The organism is Bacillus sp. AFS023182 (assembly GCF_002560575.1).
GTDB lineage: Bacteria > Bacillota > Bacilli > Bacillales > Bacillaceae_G > Bacillus_A > Bacillus_A arachidis.
In genome coordinates this window covers 12,606-31,307 of the sequence record NZ_NTRO01000024.1, presented here as the reverse complement: position 1 = coordinate 31,307, position 18,702 = coordinate 12,606, and the positions used below count along the sequence as shown (strand labels likewise).

The window sequence follows — 18,702 nt, the reverse complement described above, 5'->3', positions numbered from 1 at the left end:
ACTTTCTAAATCATATTGGCTACACGAAAGAATCAATGTATTCTTTCGTGTAGCCTTTTTTATTAATCAAAATAACTCATAAGGGACAAATCACGGTACATACACTGATAATGTGTGTTTAGAATTTACTGATAAGGAGGAATAGAATGAGTACGCTGCAAGCTTCCACAAAGCTAAAAATGAACAAGGATACCTTTTTTCTCCCCGATTCCAACGGGGGTGTTTATTTTCGAAATAACTCCAGTTCGTTCCGGATACAAGGTAATGGAATCTATGAATGGATTGAAAAATTAATGCCTATGTTTAATGGAGAACACACTTTAGAAGAGCTAACAAATGGGCTTCCCCTCCCTTATCAAAATAGAGTGTTTGAAATTGGAGAACTTTTGCACAAAAATGGTTTTGTTCGAGATCTGAATCAAGACGCCCCTCACCAATTAGAAGATGCATTACTTGAGAGATACGAACCGCAAATTGAATTTTTAGAGGCTTACTCTCACTCAGGTCCTCTAAAGTTTCAAATGTATCGCCAATCTAAAGTGTTAGCGATTGGCTCTGGACCTATTTTCACTTCATTAATTTCTTCTTTACTTGAATCTGGTCTACCTGAATTTCATTACCTAATTACCGATCCTGATGCAACAAATCTCTCGCGGCTAAATGAACTTGTACAACAAGCACATGCTACTGATGCAGATGTACTTGTTCAAGAAATAGATACAACGAGAAATTGTTCTTTACAGGAAGTTTTTCATCCATTTGATTGGATTCTATATGTATCTCAAAATGGCAATATCGAAAAACTTAGGGCCATACATGCAATTTGTAGAGAAGAGAAGAAAAACTTTCTTCCTGCTTTATGTTTACAGCATGTAGGCTTAGCTGGTCCTGTCATTACTTCTGACTCTGAAGAATGCTGGGAATCCGCATGGCACCGTATACATGAAACTGCTATTCAAAAAGATCAAACACCAGATCCCGTCTCTCCAATTGCTTGTGCTATGTTAGCCAATACAATTGTTTTTGAGTTATTCAAACATGTTACAGATTCCTCAAATAGGAAGACAAAGAAGCACTTCTTTCTATTAGATTTTGAAACGCTCGAAGGAAATTGGCATCCATTTATGAAGCACCCGCTTATAGCCCCTGAAAATTTTACGATAGAATTAATACAAGACCTTGATGACACTTTAAAACGACATGCAGATCAAAAACATTCAAATGAGCTTTTTCGTTTTTTTGACCAGTTAACCTCAAATAAAGCTGGAATTTTTCACATATGGGATGAACAAGATCTCAAGCAATTACCGTTGTCCCAGTGCTATGTTCAAGTTGCCAATCCCTTATCAGAAGGACCTACTTCCCTCCTCCCTACTATTATTTGTGGCGGATTAACTCATGATGAAGCACGCCGCGTGGCAGGTCTAACTGGAATTGAAACATATGTAACTCAAATGGTTAATTTCCTTATTCCTGATCAAGATGAATTCATTGGAATCGGAGCTGGGGAAACGATGTTAGAAGGTGTGTATCGTGCGCTACAAAACCATTTAACCCACACATTACAAGCGAGGAAGTTAAGTCAAACAGAAGAAATTGTGCCACTACAAGTAACAGAAATTCATGACAACCACTGCCAATTTTATTTACGTGCACTCTCCGTGATACACGGGGAACCAAAGATAGGGATTGGTGAAAATGTACTAGGTTTTCCGGTTGTTTGGGCCCGTATACACAATCAGTGGTATGGTAGCGCAAACCTAAATATAACACTAGCTCTAAGAGACGCATTACAACAAGCACTTCTTCATACACAAAACTACGAAATCCCCTATAACTCTAATATATTATCGGAATCATCTATTCTTTTACACGATGCTGAGTCGTTTAGAATTGAAGTACAAAAAGAAGAACAAATTCCACCATTAGAATCCTTACAACTCGCTTTACAGAATTTAAAGGAACATAATCTTTATCCCTACGTCCTCGACCTAGCAATTGAACCATTTTTAAAAGAAGGATTAGGTGGTGTAGTTGGTGTGGTAATAAAAGAGGAGGTGGACTGATGGAGCGTCAAATACTAATTGTAGGAGATGGCCTACTTGCAAGCTATGTAAATCAGCAATTATCTGGTCACTACTCTATCATTCATCAAAACACACTTGAAGAACCCCTCCCTGAAAACATTAAACTTGCTCTCGTACTACATGATGGTTCTCCTTCCTCTATCCATCATAAAGCTGAAGAAATGTTTCGATCCGCTAACATTCCTTGGCTAAGAGGTTTTACTTCATTTGGCGAAGGGATCATTGGCCCTTATGTTCAGCCACATGCAGCAGGATGTTCTCATTGTGCTGATGCAAGACGGTTTATAGCTGGTTTTGATCAAAAAGAAATGTGGGAGTTACAGCGGCAATACTCCTTAAAAAAGGATGCTGCCGTGCAACGAGATATATGCGCAACGCAAAGTGCATTACTACAAATGTGTCACCTTATTCATGCTGAAACAGAAAAGATAGTAACAAAAGGGGGTACTTCTTTAGCTGAAGAAGTGATTTTACTTAACATGCAAACTCTTCAATGTTCACGTCATTCGTTTCTTCCTGATCCTGTATGTCCGGTGTGTAGCACAATACCTGATGACACTGAAGCTTCTGCTTATCTATCTCTGCAACCGAGCTTTAAAACGAGTACTGAAAGCTACCGATGTCGTTCTATTGAAGATTTAAATACGTTTTTAACGAAAGATTATTTAGATTATCGAACAGGACTTTTGAATGGAAAGATGCAGCATTCCTTATTACCATTCGCTGATGTTATTGTAAATATGCCATTACTTTTTGGTAACGAAGGAGTTGCAGGTCGAACACATTCATTCAGGATAAGCGAGGCAACTGCGATTTTAGAAGGACTAGAGAGATACTGCGGAATGGCCCCTCGCGGGAAGCGGACAAATGTTCATGGCAGCTATCGAGAATTAGAAGATAAAGCCATCAATCCTCTTACAATTGGTGTACATACAGATGAACACTATGAAAAAGAGAATTTTCCATTCAGACCATTTGATCCCGATTATTCTCAAGATTGGGTATGGGGTTATTCTTTATCACAAAACCGACCCATCTTAGTTCCGGAATCAATTGCATATTATAGCCTAGGGCACAGGGACGCTTTTGTTTATGAAACTTCAAACGGCTGTGCAATTGGAGGTAGTTTAGAAGAAGCGATTTTCCATGGCATTTTAGAAATAGTCGAACGCGACGCTTTCTTGCTAACGTGGTATGCACAATTGCCACTCCCCCGCCTTGATCTAGCTTCCGCAGGCGATGTGGAATTACAATTGATGATTGAACGAATGCGGACCATTACAGGTTATGATTTACATGTTTTTGATGCAACGATGGAGCATGGTATTCCAAGTATATGGGCAATTGCAAAAAATACAAAAAAGGGTGGAATGAACCTCGTCTGTGCAGGTGGTGCTCATATAGAACCGCTGCGAGCTGTTAAAAGTGCTATTCATGAATTAGCAGGTATGTTGCTTATACTGGATGAGAAACTTGAAGCAAACAAACAAAAATATGAACAATGTTTACGCGATCCCTATCTCGTTACCCAAATGGAAGATCATAGTATGGTATATGGCTTACCAGAAGCTGAAGAACGCCTTCAATTTTTACTAAATGACAATCGAGCTGTGCGAACATTTAAAGAAATGGATCAGCTAAAAGCGATTGATCGGGATATAACTTCAGACCTTCGCCATCTTCTAGATCTACTACATCACTCAGGGCTTGAGGTAATTGTCATTGACCAAACTGTTCCTCTCATACAGAAAAACGGATTATCTTGTGTGAAAGTATTAATTCCTGGTATGTTGCCAATGACATTTGGTCATCAACTTACTCGTACAACAGGACTCCAAAGAGCACTTACCGTACCAATGCAACTTGGATATACAAGTGAACCACTTACATTAGAACAACTAAATCCACATCCGCATCCATTTCCATAAAGAAACAGTAAAGTAGCGCTTGAATCAGTAGTTTTTCTTCCTCCCCCACCTCTCTTCTTTGCTTTTGCTGATTTTTAATGTGGGGGATTATTGCTTGATAAGGAGGCTTGTTGATGCAACTAGAAACATTTCTACACCATTTACATTTTTCAATTGATGAAGTCATGCCCGAGGACAAGGACATCAACTGGGCTGATGCCCCCCTTCCCTATAAGCTATACCGTAATCTACCTGTCATTCCTCTTTCTCTAGAGGTACCTCTAACATTACGAGATCAAAAGCTATCTAATGAACCTACCATAGAACAAATTGGGCATTGCCTTTGGTATACATTTGGCCTAACTCAATTTTGCCAGCCTTCCCTCGGCTTAGAAGAACAATCAACAACAAATATATACCGAAGATTTATTCCTTCTGGAGGAGCTTTATATCCAAATGAATTATATTTGTATTTAAAAACAATTCATTATCCGCATGGAATTTACCATTATGACGTAGCGCATCATCGTCTCGTATTACTACGTGAAGGGAATTTTGACTCTTATCTCACAGAAGCACTTGGAAATCGCTGCAACCTCTCTTCTTGTTTCGGCACCGCTTTCGTATCAACAATGTTTTGGAAAAACTTCTTTAAATATAATAATTTTTCGTATCGCCTCCAAGGTCTCGATACTGGTGTCCTCGTCGGTCAATTACTAGAAGTCTCTAAGCAATTTGGCTATACATCGGGTGTATATTTTCAATTTCTAGATCGGGCTATCAATCATTTACTTGGACTATGTGAACAAGAAGAAAGTGTGTATGCAGTTATTCCGTTATCTACCCAGCCTACAGAAGAATGGTTTTATCAAAGTAATACAAGTACAAATTTCACTTCTGATGAACTCTTACAACAGCTTCCCGTTTTAGAGCATGAACACTTTGTTCGATCAAAGAACTTTACTGATTACTCTCTCATAACAAGAATGAATGCAGCATCTATGTTAGATTCAACAGACCTATTTCGAACTATAACTGAAGAGACAATCGTTCCACATTACACACAAACTTTGAAACTCCCCATGGTAGAGCCATTATCATATGATTTCGCAACTGTTTGTCAAAAACGTTATTCACCTGATATCGATTTTGTCTTAAGGAAAATAAGCGCTACACAACTAGCTACTTTGCTTCATGAAGCAACCCTTTCCTTTCCTTATCAAAATGATTTAGATGGAGAACATATAAAAACAAAATCGCGATTATCACTGTACGGATGCTTTTATAACGTAGAAGGTGTGCCAAATGGTGCCTATTCCTATGACAGTAATGCTCATGCATTAGAACAAATTCAAGCTGGAGATCTACGTCACCCTTTACAATCCGGTATGACAATGGACAATGTAAATCTCTTTCAAGTACCACTCTGTTTACATGTAATAGGAACTAAAGATTATTTAAAAAACGATTTAGGTTACAGAGGATATCGAATTCAACAAATGGAAGCTGGAATGCTCGTTCAAAAGCTCGTCTTAGCAGCCTCAGCTATGGATATGGGAGGACATCCGCTCTTAGGATTTGATGCAAACTTATGTGACAAACTGTATGAATTTGATACAAAAAGAGAAACGACCCTTATTCAAATTCCAGTTGGTCCTTATCGCCATCGCACTTGGTTAAAAGGATATTTGCATAGCTAAAAACACGCCCTTCGCTCAGTACAATGTGCTAGCAAAGGGCGTGTTTTTTAAAGGGATTAGAATTGCTCAAAGCGAATATACAAATTTAGGTAATTTATATAAAAGGAGAGGTCAGGTTGAGTGTATTACAAAAGTTAATTGAACAAGCTAAAAACCCTAGAGGTTCTATCGGTTCTTCCATGCTTTGTATTATGAATACAGCGCACGTTAGATTAACAAATTGGGCATTACAGAAAATAAATATCCCCAAAGATTCAATCATACTCGATATTGGTTGCGGAGGCGGCCGAACCATACATACACTGTCTAAAATAAATACCTCAGGAAAAATATACGGCATTGATTATTCAGAAAAAGCAGTAGAAAATTCAATAAAATCCAATATAAAAGATGTGAAAAATGAAAAGGTCATTATTCGTAAAGCAAGCGTATCTTCTATTCCTTATCATAATGAGTTTTTCAATCTCATCACGGCCTTTCAAACACATTATTTTTGGCCTGATTTAGAGAATGATATAAAAGAAGTATTTCGAGTTTTAAAACCGAATGGTTCCTTTATGATTGTCGCTGAAACCTTCAAAATCAATTATCATATGCAAAAATTTAAGACAACAGAAGAATTAGTAGACCTTTTCAGTAAAACTGGTTTTCAACATGTGAAATGTTACGAAGAAAAAGGATGCCTTTGTATAGTGGGGAGCAAATCATAGAAAAAGCAGACCTTCTAAGGTCTGATTTTTCTATTAAATTACTTTAAAAATACTTTTAATCTGTCTTGCAAACAACCAATTTTTCGCTCCACAGTTATCATTTAAACTATCCAGCATGATAGAATTCCCATTTGAGAATCTCAACTGTAACGTTGTATTTTTATCATTTGTTTTTAGACTTATATCTGTAATGTCTTCATATTTTAATTTTTCAACTTCAATGTACTCTTCTTTCGTTTGACCAACGACAACATGATCTTGGAAAAAGAAGAAGACTTCCGCTTTTTTCCCAAAACAAAATACATGTTTCGGGTAAATTAATGTAGCGTTATCAACCGCAACACATAATTCCTTTATTTCTTGGACAATTTCTCCAAAGTCCTCCTCATGTCTTGCATTTGATTCCGCAATCCACTCTTCTACTGTTCTCATATTGATCGACATTTCTTATCCTCCTGCATCATTCAGTGCTAACTTGTTTCTATCATATTTTTATGTATGTAAAAAATAAATACTATATGAAAATATAATAGATAAGTACTACATTTTTCAAGGAAAAATATGCTTTCGTGTCTCTTTTGTATAATTGGCTGTTTTCAAAAAAAAATAGCACTTCTATAAGAAGTACTATTCCGCTCGCCGTGCTGCTTGTTGAATCGGATCCCAAACACTGTTATATGGCGGTGCATAACTTAAATCAACATCTTCTAAATCATGAATGCTCATTTTATGAAAGAGTGCCATCGCAATGACATCAATTCGTTTATCGACACCCTCTTCTCCAATTACTTGTCCACCTAATAGTTGCTTTGTATCAGAGCGATATACTAATTTCACATAAAGCGGCGTTGCATTTGGATAATAGCCAGCCATACTTGTTGCCTCTATCTTCACCGTGTTATATGGTATTTTCAACCCACTTGCTTCTTTTTCATTTAAACCTGTTCTTGCTAATGTGAGTCCCATAAATTTAATAATGCCCGTACCAAGCGTTCCTTTAAACGCTCTTCGTGTATCAATCATATTTAGTCCAGCAAGGCGCCCTTGTTTATTCGCAGTAGTACCGAGTGGAATATGATCATGCGTTTCTTTTATGATGTGATAATGCGTTGCACAATCTCCTGCTGCATAGATGTCTTCCACATTCGTTTGCATATATGCATTTACTTCTATCGCCCCTTTTTTGTTCTTGCGAATTTCTGTTCCTGTAAGAAACTCCGTGTTTGGCTGCACACCAACTGATACTAGAACGAGATCCGTCTTATACATTCCTTTATCTGTTTCGACAAATTCAACTTTCTCATTTCCCTTAAATACCTTTACATTTTCATTTGTTACAATTTCAATATTATGCTTTGCTGCTTCTTCATGTATATACGTTGCCATGTCAGCATCATAAATCGTACCGATATGATCATTTCTTTCAATCATTCGCACATTCTTTCCAAGTTCCACAAATGTTTCAGCCATTTCAAGACCAATTGCCCCGCCCCCGATAATTGTTACGTCCTCAACATTCTGTTCCTGTAACGTCTCCAATATTTTATGGGCATCCGGAATTGTTTTTAAAAGATGAATACCTTGCAGATTTTTTCCTTCCCAATCTGGCATAACAGGTCTAACTCCTGTTGCAATCAATAATCGATCATATTTATATTGAAATTTCACTTTTTCCTTTGTATGTATACCATGTACAATTTTGTTTTCAGTATCAATTTTCGTTACTTCATGATGTGTTTTAGCATCAATTCCATACTTATCACGAAATGTCTTAATATCCCGTGCAATTAATTTTTCAGTGGAAGCAATTGCACCACTAATCACGTATGGAAGTCCACACTGCGCATAGGAGTATATTTCACCTTTTTCTAACGTTACGACTTTTGCATCTTTATCATTTCTAACAATTTGCATGGCCGCACTCATGCCAGCAGCGTCTCCACCAATGATTACATAATTCACCAAATCACTCCTTCTTACAGTCTCTATTATTTACATTTTCCAAATTGATCATAAATAAATCCTTTTTCTCTATACGTATCTTATACAAAGTATAATACTTTCTTCCTTTTGTTTACAAATAAACCCCTTTCCTCCAAACATAACAACGTACATCTTTGTATATAGATCCATTTGACTTATACTTTGAAAACAATAGGGCTCTTACCACGTCTACACACAGGTGGACGCTGCTCTCCCCAAAAAAGAGTGGTTTTTTATTATTTTTCCTCTCCTTTGAACGGCTATAGGTAAAATGTCGTGTCTCACAAACTCGATTATTAATATGCTATAACAATCGTAATGGAAAGTAGGTGAAAAAAACGGTGTGTAGTAATTTTCTTATCTCTACTCCTGTTGAACCAAAAGTTGCTCAATCACTTGAACAGGAATTCAGCATTAGCGCAACACTCTACGGTGCACAAGCTTGGTCAGCTGATAGCAGTACCTTTTTTCAAGAAATTTGGAAATCTACCCTATTTGCATCCACATCACAGCCTGACGAGGCTGTCTATCCACTTGGTATCCTTAAAATTATCAACCTCTCTTACGACACAATAACAGTTGTCACATCAGAAGGATTAAGCAGTAAACTCGAGATTACTGTTCCACCGAACTCTGAAGCCATGCTTTCTTCCAGTTCTTTAGCCAATGTCCAAGCTAGCACAACTGGCAGAGCAAGTAGAATCAATTTTCTCTTTCATATCTTTTTTTCTCGCGAACCAGCTAGAGCTCCCCTCATACCATTACAGAAATCATAAAAAGAGAATTTCACCTTTAAATTCTTCTATATTTTTCAACCGGAATCATGTCATCGTTACCATGAAACATAAAAGGATTTGTTACATGAAATGCAACCATATAAATAATAAAGGTACATCACCATGATCCTTGATGTACCTTTCATTTCTATAACAAGGAAATGAATTTCATTTGTCTACTCCTTTGACTTTATAAGTTCAACATTATACGTCTCGATATCATTCAGCCCTCCTGAATAATATGGATTTTCTCGATACCATGACTGTTTTAAAAAGTAGTCCTGCATATCTTTCGTTTGAAAAATATGGCCATGCCGAGCGTATATTTCATTTCTCGCAATCCGCAATTGATCTTTTGTTAAAGCGTTTAGCTCTGCACTTGTTAACTTACGAATATGACTATCAGGAAAGAAAAATCCGTTATATACATACTTTGTTGTTGCTGGTGGCGAAGAGGAAGGTGACTGTTGTTCTTCAGATTTTTTTTGAAACGATAATGTATAGTATTGGTTTGTTGATATATGTTCCACCTTTGTTCGTTCTTTTCCGCTTGCGCCCTCTTTTTCTAAATAAATAGAAACGCTCCCATCAGTAGCTACCGGTCCCCATTTAAATTCTTCCCCTGTGAGAGTCGTAATCGGTTTCTGGTTTACATATAATGTTGCTCCTGTTACATTTGTTTGAATGGTAATGTAGTGCCCTTGTAACGATAGATCAACCGTTACATTATTTTGATTTTGTTTCATAAGCAAAACTTTTTCTTCACGCGCTAGCTTCACATAATCATTTTTAAACTCTGATTGGAACGTTTGAATCCCAGGAAAAAATGGTCCATATTGCTTTTCAAACATTTTATCAGTTGTCTTATCTAACTCTTTCCCATTTACCTTTAACAATGCATCCTTTTCATTCGTAAGGAGCGTTGCATAATACGTTTTTGCTTTCAATTTATATCGATCAAATAGAAAGAGGTATTTTCCATCCTTCGTTAATACAAAATCTACTTTTTCTACATTATTTTCCTTCTTCTTTTGCTGTTGTATAGAAGCTTTTAAATCATGAACATAGGAAGGATATTCTTTTATATACGAAAACAACGGAGCTACACTCTCTTTATCTACTACAAATTGCGGGTCATCTGTTGTAACCATATCAATTAGTTTTTCCGCATCCCTTTCTTGTAACATCGTAATCATTCTATCGATTTGTGCTTCTGCAGAATAATACTTTGCTCCATACATATATGCTCCGCCAAAACTAACAACAAAAAGAATCATAATCCCAATCCATATTATCTTTCCTCGGCTCATTTTCTTTCGTATCTGTGGTTCCTTCTCACTTCCTCTCCGCTCGTGCTCAACTATTCTCGTTCCACAACTTTGACAAAATTGCACGCCATCCATTAATTGTGAACCACATTTTGCACAAACCTTCATCCATTCAGCCACCTTTTCGTTAGAAGTTCGTTATCCCTCTATTTAAGGTATCGACTATTGTTTTGATATAAGACCAATCAATATATATGCGATGATCCATGTACACACAGGATCCATTCCGCTACGATCTAACTTTAATATATGTACGAGGAGACAAAACATGACTACAAGAACCCCATGCTTCTGTCTAGCAACATTTTGACAAAACCCTTTCTATCTATATACAATATGTAAAAGTTTATACACCATAAAAAAATAATAGATTGGACAAAAACTATGGAACTCGCACACACACTTTTTCAAATATTCATTACTAGTTTGGTACAACTATTTTCTTTAATCGGTATCATCATTTTGGTTGGTTTTTTATTAGGATATTTAGAATCTCTTACACGAACATATTGGACGAAAGCTTTTGGTAGAAAAGGATTCCTTTTATCAGCTTGGATTGGCGTTCCTATTCATGAATTAGGACATGCTGTTATGTGTATCTTATTCCGGCATCAAATTGTAGCCATTCAGTTGTTCCCTACGAATACAAATAACGGTTTTCTGGGGTATGTGAAGCATCAATATAATCAAAGAAGCATATATCAAAGAATAGGGAACTTTTTCATCGGAATTGCTCCTATTTTTTCAGGGATGGTCGCCTTGATACTTTTGATGTATTATTTCGTACCACAATCTTATTCAGTATTTATGCATGCTCTTGAAACAAATACTCAAACCGCTTCTATCAATATCGATATACTGCAAAATATTTTATTATCATCCATTCTCTTATTAAAAAGTCTCTTTACAGTTAGCAACTTATTTAATCCTTTGTTTTGGCTTTTTCTTTTTATCGCGATTTGTATCTCTGCACACATCGCCTTAAGCAAACCGGATATAGAAGGTTCGTTAGATGGTGTAATTACTATATTTATCGTTCTTTTCCTCTTCAATACAATAGCAGGGCTGTTTCATTATGATAGTAATCAACTAATAGGGAATGTAGTGAAATACAATATGTATGTACTTGCTTTCTCTAGTATTGCCATACTATTTTCATGTATCGCTGTATGCATCAGCTTTATGTTCTACAAAATGAAAACAGCTAGTTCAAAATGAACTAGCTGTTTTCATTAAGTTTTAGTTATATAATTACACTGCTCCACTGGAACCCGAGCATGTCCCTCTTCGTCTGTACACCAAGACTGCGACTGAAACGCAAGGAAAATCCCAATCCATTGCTGCTTTTTCTCAAAATGGATGAATAGGCCGCCATCTTGCCATGTGCCATCATCTCCCTGCCACTTCTCTACATTCCCTTGATTCATATGAATATCATGTATCCCATTACCAGGTTTAAAATGAAAATATCGATCAGGCACATTATTTTCCGGACCCCATCGTTCTCCAAATGCATAAATAATTGCCTTTTCTTCTATTGCTCGTTTTATATAATATTCTATTTTTTCATTTAAATCATTGTCAGTTCCCGATTTTTCTGGCGGCAAAGGAATCATCTGTTTTGAATCAAATAAATTTCCCCGCACATAATCTAAAGCTACCTTTGGTTCATTATTTTTAATTTCTGTAAATCCAAATGGTAATGTCGGTAAAATCTTAATAGCTTTCGATTTTATATTTTCACTTGCATAATATAGTACTTCTGATGGATAACTCTGCGATTTCACATTCATTGCAACGCGGTAGTCTACTCCTAATTCATCTTGCAAATGAACTTGATAATGAGGTGTTTTCCCTTTTCCAATCATGGATTGTCGTGCTATACCTTTTAGAACGCCGTAGTTTTTTAGTGGCATGGGATCATCTCCTCTTCACAAAATAGAAACACTTGTTCTTTTATAAATTATCCACCAACAAGCAAAAATCCTCCTAAAGCAGAGGATTTCATCAAATATTTTATTGCAATGCATACCACCCGGCAACCTCTACCACCACAATCAACACCGCTCCAAAAATCATAAGCGTCGTCTTCTTTAATAATTCATTCTCACAGTGCGGGATATTACATAAATAGGCCCCAAGTGTAATCCGTGATGGACAAGCAATCGTCGCTACAGATGATGCTGTATTTTGCAGCGTCGTAACATATTGCCACGGAAGCCCTACGTTTTGCGCTGTTTGCATTTGTAGTTTTATAAACATCGCATTCGATCCTGCGTTACTTCCTGTTAAAAAACCACCAATCGCACCAATGAACGGGGCAACAAAAACAAATATCGTTCCAAATGTTTGCCCTGCTGCTTCTGCTAACAATGTGTGCATCCCCGCCGCACCCATTAATTCTGAAATGGCAATGAACATTGTCGTTGTAATCGCAAACGGTATCCACTGCTTTAGTGTTTGCAATAAAGATTGTTTTAGAATAGTAGAAGGAATACGGAAGAACACAATGGTAAATAAGCATGTAACCCCAAGCCAAAATCCAGGTGAATATAATAATGCTAGTTTATAAGAGTACGTTGGTAAATCAAGAATAGCATAAGATTGCAATATATTATGTAATGACGGAATGAGACGAGAAAGCAAAATACAAACTGTTAAAAATAAATAAGGACTTATAATTTTTAAAATAGAAACTTCTCGCTGCGTCGTTGCAGCATGCTCCGATAACAATTCCTTTTCCTGCCTTGCTGATATTTTAATGATAAGGAAGCCAAATGTAATTGTTACAATTGAACTTAAGATCCCAGCTAGTTCAACGCTAACATATGCATTAGAAAGATAGATAGCTACAGAAAATAAGAGAAAAAACCCTACTGCTTCCTTCCATTTCTGTCTTACCGCAGACCACCCACCTACTACATACAAAGAAAATATAATAAAGTACGCGAATATCGGAATGCTAAGTAGTGCTGTACTAGATCCTAAGTTTACTAATGGCATATTGATAAGCTGCGATCCGATAATTGTTCCCGTTGCCATCGCTCCCCATGAACTTGCTAGTAAACCGATAAAGGATAACAAAACTGCTTGAAACGGTTTATAGCCAAGTGAAAGAAAAATAGGAGCTGACACCATAAAACCAATCCCAAATCCACTTACTGATTCAATAAGTGGACAAATCCCAAAACACATTAAGAGCATTTGTAATAATCGATCCCGTGTAACATGCTCTATAAAGCGTGCAACTTGGTCAATGTAACCCATTTTGTTCATGAGGTGAAATAAAAGAATACCAAAAAACAAAACATATCCGACGATAAAACAAATTAAACTGCCTTTAACCGTTGCATGTACAATTTCTCCCATTTGCAGTCGAAACATTGGCGTTAGTAAAACGATTCCACCGCATACAGCATAGGAAATTAATGAAGCTTTAAGCGATGTTTGCTTAAATACAAATAAACAAATAAAGATCATCATAATTGGAATAAGAGCCAACAAAACAGCCATACCATCATCTCATTTCTTATAAAGTACAATTGTAACTATTATATAACAGTTGGCAGAATATTCAATTCATTCGTAACAGTTCTTCAAATTCCTTTATGTGATGCAGTAGTAGACACATAATACTCCTATGTTACCTTGGCGTATATACAATCTAAGTCAAGAAATACCCCTCGTTGTTATTATCTAAATGGTATAATTTAGATAACGGTGTTCCATTTCACAAAAATGAGGAGGGGGCATATGGGAAGAGAAATACAGTTTGATAACGATAGTATGACGCTAAAATTAAATGGAGTAACAGGGTTCTTTGCCCTAAAATTGAAATTGAAAATCCCTTATAATACGATTCAAAATGTATATGTTGACTATTTTGATGCTCCACAATGGATGCTCCGAATGCCTGGAACTTCCATTTCAGCACTTAACATTTTTGAAGGTAGTTTTAAATATGCTGATGAATGGTATTTTCTCTCTTATGAAAACAGAGTACCTCTTGTAATGATCGAACTAGATGGTCATGAAAAATACAAATATGTCTTTTTTGAAATTGATAATCCTACTAACCTAGCTGCTGAGATTAGAAAACGGATAAGAGATTGATTAGAATTGTAATTATGTAAGGGAATGTAGATTTGAACTAAAGTCGCGATGTTTAAAAAAGTGAAGAAGCTTTCCACCTTTAGAAAGGCTGAGCATAAATCAAATTTTCGACTTATCTCTCAGCCTTATCATATCTTTATGCTCATTGAGCCACGGCTTGTTTGTTTCTTTCCATAGCTCTCATGGATTCGTCTACTTTAACCATCATGGAACATTCTACTCTCTTACGGAAGATGTCACAGCTGAAATCGTAGATTCCATTGATGGAGCCGGTTGCGTGCAGTGCGTTGGCAGGGCAACCGCCACTGCAGTAAAGTTTTGCCCAGCAGTCCTGACATTCTGGCTTCGAGTAGCAATTGCTTTCTTTAAATTGACATTGCATCTCTTGTTTTGTAATCCCATCCCAGATGTTTCCCATGCTGTATTCGTTATCCCCGATGAACTGGTGGCAAGGGAAAAGCTCACCCCATGGCGTAACAGCGAGATATTCAGTTCCTGAGCCGCAGCCCGAAATTCTCTTTTGGATGCAAGGGCCTTCTGAAAGGTCAAGCATGTAATGATAGAAAGTGAATCCATTACCTTCTTCCTCACGCTTTATCATTTCCTTAGCAAGAATTTCGTACTGGTTATAAATATCTGGAAGGTCCTCTTCGGTGAGTGCATATGGTTCCCCAGGATTACAGATAACTGGTTCCATCGAGAGCTTGTCGAAACCAAGATCTGCGATATGAAAAATGTCATTGGTGAAGTCAACGTTGTTGTGAGTATAGGTTCCACGCACATAGTATTCTTTATCTCCACGTTTTTTAACGAATTCCAGGAATTTCGGAACGATATAATCGTAACTTCCCTTTCCAGTTACTGTTTTACGAAGGTGATCATGGACTTCTTTTCTTCCATCAAGACTCAATACGACGTTGTACATTTCTTTATTCAAAAAATCAGTGACTTCATCGTTTAGCAACATACCATTTGTAGTAAAGGTGAAGCGTATCGTTTTTTTGTACTCTTTTTCTTTACTTCTTGCGTAAGCAACAATCTGTTTTACAACTTTCCAGGCCATAAGCGGCTCTCCGCCAAAGAAGTCGATGTCGAGGTTTCTGTGGTGACCGGAGTTTTCCAATAGGTAATCAATTGCTCTTTTACCAACCTCATAACTCATAATCGCTCTACTTCCATTGTATTTCCCTTGGCTGGCGAAGCAATATTCGCATGATAAGTTACATGTATGTGCAACATTGAGACAAAGAGCCTTTACATAAGTTTGGCGATTTGTTAAATCAATTGAGAGGCTCTTATATTCATCCTCAGTAAAGAGTTGCCCATCATTTTTTAGCTCTTCGATATCTGCAATGGTTTCCCGAATGTCCTTCTCAGAGATATCGGAATCATGTACGTATTTTTCTAACATCATTGTTATGATTTCTTCTGCAGCAGTAGTCTCATACAGCGCGATGATTTCATAAGCGAGGTCGTCAACAACATGTACTGATCCACTGTAAGTATCGAGTACAATGTTGTACCCGTTTAGTTTATATTGATGAATCATGATTAATAATCAAACTCCTTTTATCTATAAAGTAACACTTCCGTTAATGGAGCCTTTACTTCTTGTTCATATGGGATAAAAATGACCGCCCATCCGGAAAGCAGTTGGGCGGTATCTTTCTTCTTTTCTATCTGTTCATTGTGTTCTCACATTTTTGATTTGCAACTCCGCAAGACGTCTTGCAAGCTGATTGGCAAGATGTTTGGCATGCACCACATCCGCCATGTTTTACTGTATCTGTCAGTTTACGAGTACTTAGTGTTACGATTCTTTTCATAACGTATCACTCCTTTTAAAGAATATTTTTAAGAAACACTTTCAACTTTTGTGAATGTTTTCACATTCAAAACTACAATTTGTGAATAATTTCACATTAATCCCAGAAATAATTTTAACAACACCTATGGTTTACGTCAATCATTCGTGTTACGGAAATTCCACTCGATTGTGCGTATATTTTGATAAAGATTGTCTGCTTCTAATGAAAGTCCCTCATTGTTCAGCTGTTTGATTCATGTGTTTTCATACATAACAAACACCTTTATTTCCTAATAAAATAGAGGCCCCTTAACAGGTAGCCTCTTCTTATTATTTCACTGTAGCGATTAACTCACAAATTTCATTCTGCTTTCCTGTTTCTAATAACTCAATTACCTTACTCCCAACAACAACTCCATCACATACAGTAATCATTTCCTCTATGTGCTCAGCCTTCGATATGCCAAATCCAGCAACTACTGGAATATTTACATGCGCTTTTACTTTTTCTAGGTAACTATGAATTTCTTGCTTAAAGTCACGTCTAACCCCAGTGACCCCCGCTACCGTTACCGCATAAACAAACCCTTGCGATTCCCTCGTAATCTTTTCAATCCGTTCAACTGGACTCGTTACTGTAATAAGTGGAATTAAAGCAATATTCGCATCACGAAGAAGTGGTGCAATGATATCTTGTTCTTCATATGGCAGGTCTGGAACGATAATTCCATCTACTCCAGCTTCAAGACAGCTTCTGATAAACCGTTCTTTTCCAAATGCTAAAATCGGGTTTAGATAGGTCATAAGTACAAATGGAATATTTACTTCCTGCCTTACTTCCGCTAATGCCTGAAAGATTCCACCGAGCGTTGTGCCATTATCTAATGCTCGTTTTCCTGCTCTTTGGATTGTTGGTCCATCTGCAACTGGATCAGAAAAAGGGATACCAATTTCAACAATGCTCGCTCCTGCTTCATCTAAGAAGCGAATTTGTTCCTTTAATGTTTCTAAGCCACCATCTCCCCCCATTACATATGGGATAAATGCTTTTTTTCCATTTTGAAACGCTGCCGTAATTCTTTCTACTCCCATCATTTACACCTCTTCCATATAACGTTTTATACTTTCAACATCTTTATCACCGCGGCCCGATAAACAAATGACAAGTCCTTCACCTTGCTTCATCGTAGGCGCCAGTTTAAGTGCGTACGCTACAGCATGTGAGCTTTCTAACGCAGGAATAATTCCTTCTTTTTTCGTTAGTAACTGGAATGCAGCCAGCGCTTCTTCATCTGTAATTGAGTTGTAAGAGACACGGCCAATATCTTTTAGCAGACTATGTTCTGGCCCAACTCCTGGATAATCTAGCCCTGCTGAAATAGAATGTGCTTCCTGAATTTGTCCTTCTTCATTTTGTAGGAGATACATCATCGAACCATGAAGGACGCCAACGCTTCCTTTCGTTAGTGTTGCTGCATGCTTTTCTGTATGAACGCCTTTCCCTGCTGCTTCTACGCCGTAAAGAGCAACTTCTTCATCGTGTACAAATGGATAGAACATCCCCATCGCATTACTTCCCCCGCCAATGCAAGCCACAACTGCTTCTGGTAATTTCCCTTCAAGCGCTGCATATTGCTTCTTCGTTTCTTTCCCAATTACACTTTGAAAATCACGTACAATTTGCGGGAACGGATGCGGTCCAAGAACAGATCCCATTACGTAGTGCGTATCGTGCACGTGTGCAACCCAGTAGCGAAGCGCTTCGTTTACTGCATCTTTTAGCGTTCCACTACCCGCTGCAACACTTTCAACTTTTGCTCCTAATAGTTCCATTCTGAAGACGTTTAACTTTTGGCGTTTTACATCTTCTTCTCCCATGAAAATGACGCACTCTAAACCGAGTAATGCGCATACCGTCGCCGTTGCAACTCCGTGTTGTCCAGCTCCTGTCTCAGCTACAACCTTTTTCTTACCCATTCGTACTGCAAGAAGCGCTTGCCCAATTGTATTGTTAATTTTGTGAGCTCCTGTATGATTTAAATCTTCACGCTTTAAATAAATTTTCGCCCCGCCGCAATACTTTGTCAGGTTCTCTGCAAAATAAAGCGGTGTTTCCCTTCCAACGTACGTTTGTAAATAATGCTCCAATTCTTGCTGAAAGGTTTCATCTTGCATCGCTTCTTTATACGCTTCTTCTAATTCTAAAACGGACTGCATGAGCGTTTCTGGAACGTAACGTCCTCCATATATACCGTAATGACCTTTTTCATCTGGATATGCATACTTCATAC

Annotated in this window: 16 protein-coding genes; 7 read left to right on the top strand and 9 right to left on the bottom strand. The window is 37.4% G+C overall.

Annotation, left to right across the window (positions count from 1 at the left end):
• The first annotated feature begins 146 nt into the window (after window positions 1-146).
• The 4 genes from CN288_RS13275 (at window position 147) to CN288_RS13260 (ending at window position 6,404) form a co-directional block, all read left to right on the top strand.
• On the top strand, window positions 147-2,066 hold the full coding sequence (locus tag CN288_RS13275; protein WP_098302412.1) for a putative thiazole-containing bacteriocin maturation protein: 1,920 nt from the start codon (window positions 147-149) through the stop codon (window positions 2,064-2,066).
• Window positions 2,066-4,015 carry a TOMM precursor leader peptide-binding protein gene (locus tag CN288_RS13270; RefSeq protein ID WP_026591451.1) on the top strand — a complete coding sequence of 650 codons (1,950 nt, stop codon included), beginning with the start codon at window positions 2,066-2,068 and terminating at the stop codon, window positions 4,013-4,015. Before CN288_RS13275 ends, CN288_RS13270 begins: the two co-directional genes overlap by 1 nt.
• 113 nt (window positions 4,016-4,128) lie before the next feature.
• Window positions 4,129-5,694 (top strand): SagB family peptide dehydrogenase, encoded by a 1,566-nt coding sequence (locus CN288_RS13265; protein ID WP_098302411.1) that lies wholly within the window; start codon window positions 4,129-4,131, stop codon window positions 5,692-5,694.
• Between the two features lie 116 nt (window positions 5,695-5,810).
• Window positions 5,811-6,404: a class I SAM-dependent methyltransferase gene (locus CN288_RS13260; RefSeq protein WP_026591453.1), complete on the top strand. Its 594-nt coding sequence runs from the start codon at window positions 5,811-5,813 to the stop codon at window positions 6,402-6,404.
• Between the two features lie 33 nt (window positions 6,405-6,437).
• Here the strand turns inward: CN288_RS13260 and CN288_RS13255 are convergent, their stop codons facing one another.
• Window positions 6,438-6,848, bottom strand: coding sequence for a DUF3908 family protein (locus tag CN288_RS13255; protein WP_026591454.1), 411 nt, complete (start codon window positions 6,846-6,848; stop codon window positions 6,438-6,440).
• Window positions 6,849-7,031: 183 nt separating this feature from the next.
• On the bottom strand, window positions 7,032-8,366 hold the full coding sequence (locus CN288_RS13250; RefSeq protein ID WP_098302410.1) for an FAD-dependent oxidoreductase: 1,335 nt from the start codon (window positions 8,364-8,366) through the stop codon (window positions 7,032-7,034).
• Between the two features lie 362 nt (window positions 8,367-8,728).
• Between CN288_RS13250 and CN288_RS29565 the strand changes: the two genes are divergently transcribed.
• Window positions 8,729-9,163 (top strand): hypothetical protein, encoded by a 435-nt coding sequence (locus CN288_RS29565; protein WP_098302409.1) that lies wholly within the window; start codon window positions 8,729-8,731, stop codon window positions 9,161-9,163.
• A 176-nt stretch (window positions 9,164-9,339) separates the two neighbouring features.
• Here the strand turns inward: CN288_RS29565 and CN288_RS13240 are convergent, their stop codons facing one another.
• The gene (locus tag CN288_RS13240) at window positions 9,340-10,599 is read right to left on the bottom strand and encodes a TcaA 3rd/4th domain-containing protein (RefSeq protein ID WP_098302408.1); all 1,260 of its coding nucleotides are present in this window, start codon (window positions 10,597-10,599) and stop codon (window positions 9,340-9,342) included.
• A 276-nt stretch (window positions 10,600-10,875) separates the two neighbouring features.
• Between CN288_RS13240 and CN288_RS13230 the strand changes: the two genes are divergently transcribed.
• A complete protein-coding gene (locus CN288_RS13230) occupies window positions 10,876-11,709 on the top strand; it encodes a hypothetical protein (RefSeq protein WP_090693138.1) in 834 nt (277 codons plus the stop codon).
• Between the two features lie 14 nt (window positions 11,710-11,723).
• Here the strand turns inward: CN288_RS13230 and CN288_RS13225 are convergent, their stop codons facing one another.
• On the bottom strand, window positions 11,724-12,407 hold the full coding sequence (locus CN288_RS13225; RefSeq protein WP_098302407.1) for a DUF2278 family protein: 684 nt from the start codon (window positions 12,405-12,407) through the stop codon (window positions 11,724-11,726).
• 100 nt (window positions 12,408-12,507) lie between these two features.
• Window positions 12,508-14,004 carry an L-lactate permease gene (locus CN288_RS13220; RefSeq protein ID WP_098302406.1) on the bottom strand — a complete coding sequence of 499 codons (1,497 nt, stop codon included), beginning with the start codon at window positions 14,002-14,004 and terminating at the stop codon, window positions 12,508-12,510.
• A gap of 240 nt (window positions 14,005-14,244) precedes the next feature.
• Between CN288_RS13220 and CN288_RS13215 the strand changes: the two genes are divergently transcribed.
• Complete coding sequence (locus CN288_RS13215) at window positions 14,245-14,604, top strand: hypothetical protein (protein ID WP_090693150.1); 360 nt, start codon at window positions 14,245-14,247, stop codon at window positions 14,602-14,604.
• A 142-nt stretch (window positions 14,605-14,746) separates the two neighbouring features.
• On the opposite strand, the gene scfB is transcribed toward CN288_RS13215, so the two are convergent.
• The 4 genes from scfB to trpB form a co-directional block, all read right to left on the bottom strand.
• A complete protein-coding gene (gene scfB / locus CN288_RS13210) occupies window positions 14,747-16,153 on the bottom strand; it encodes a thioether cross-link-forming SCIFF peptide maturase (protein WP_098302405.1) in 1,407 nt (468 codons plus the stop codon).
• A 127-nt stretch (window positions 16,154-16,280) separates the two neighbouring features.
• Window positions 16,281-16,430 carry a six-cysteine ranthipeptide SCIFF gene (gene scfA / locus CN288_RS13205; protein WP_079999468.1) on the bottom strand — a complete coding sequence of 50 codons (150 nt, stop codon included), beginning with the start codon at window positions 16,428-16,430 and terminating at the stop codon, window positions 16,281-16,283.
• Between the two features lie 311 nt (window positions 16,431-16,741).
• Window positions 16,742-17,503, bottom strand: a complete 762-nt coding sequence (gene trpA, locus CN288_RS13200; RefSeq protein WP_098302404.1) for a tryptophan synthase subunit alpha — start codon at window positions 17,501-17,503, stop codon at window positions 16,742-16,744.
• A gap of 3 nt (window positions 17,504-17,506) precedes the next feature.
• Window positions 17,507-18,700, bottom strand: coding sequence for a tryptophan synthase subunit beta (gene trpB / locus CN288_RS13195; RefSeq protein WP_098302403.1), 1,194 nt, complete (start codon window positions 18,698-18,700; stop codon window positions 17,507-17,509).
• Window positions 18,701-18,702 lie beyond the last annotated feature (2 nt).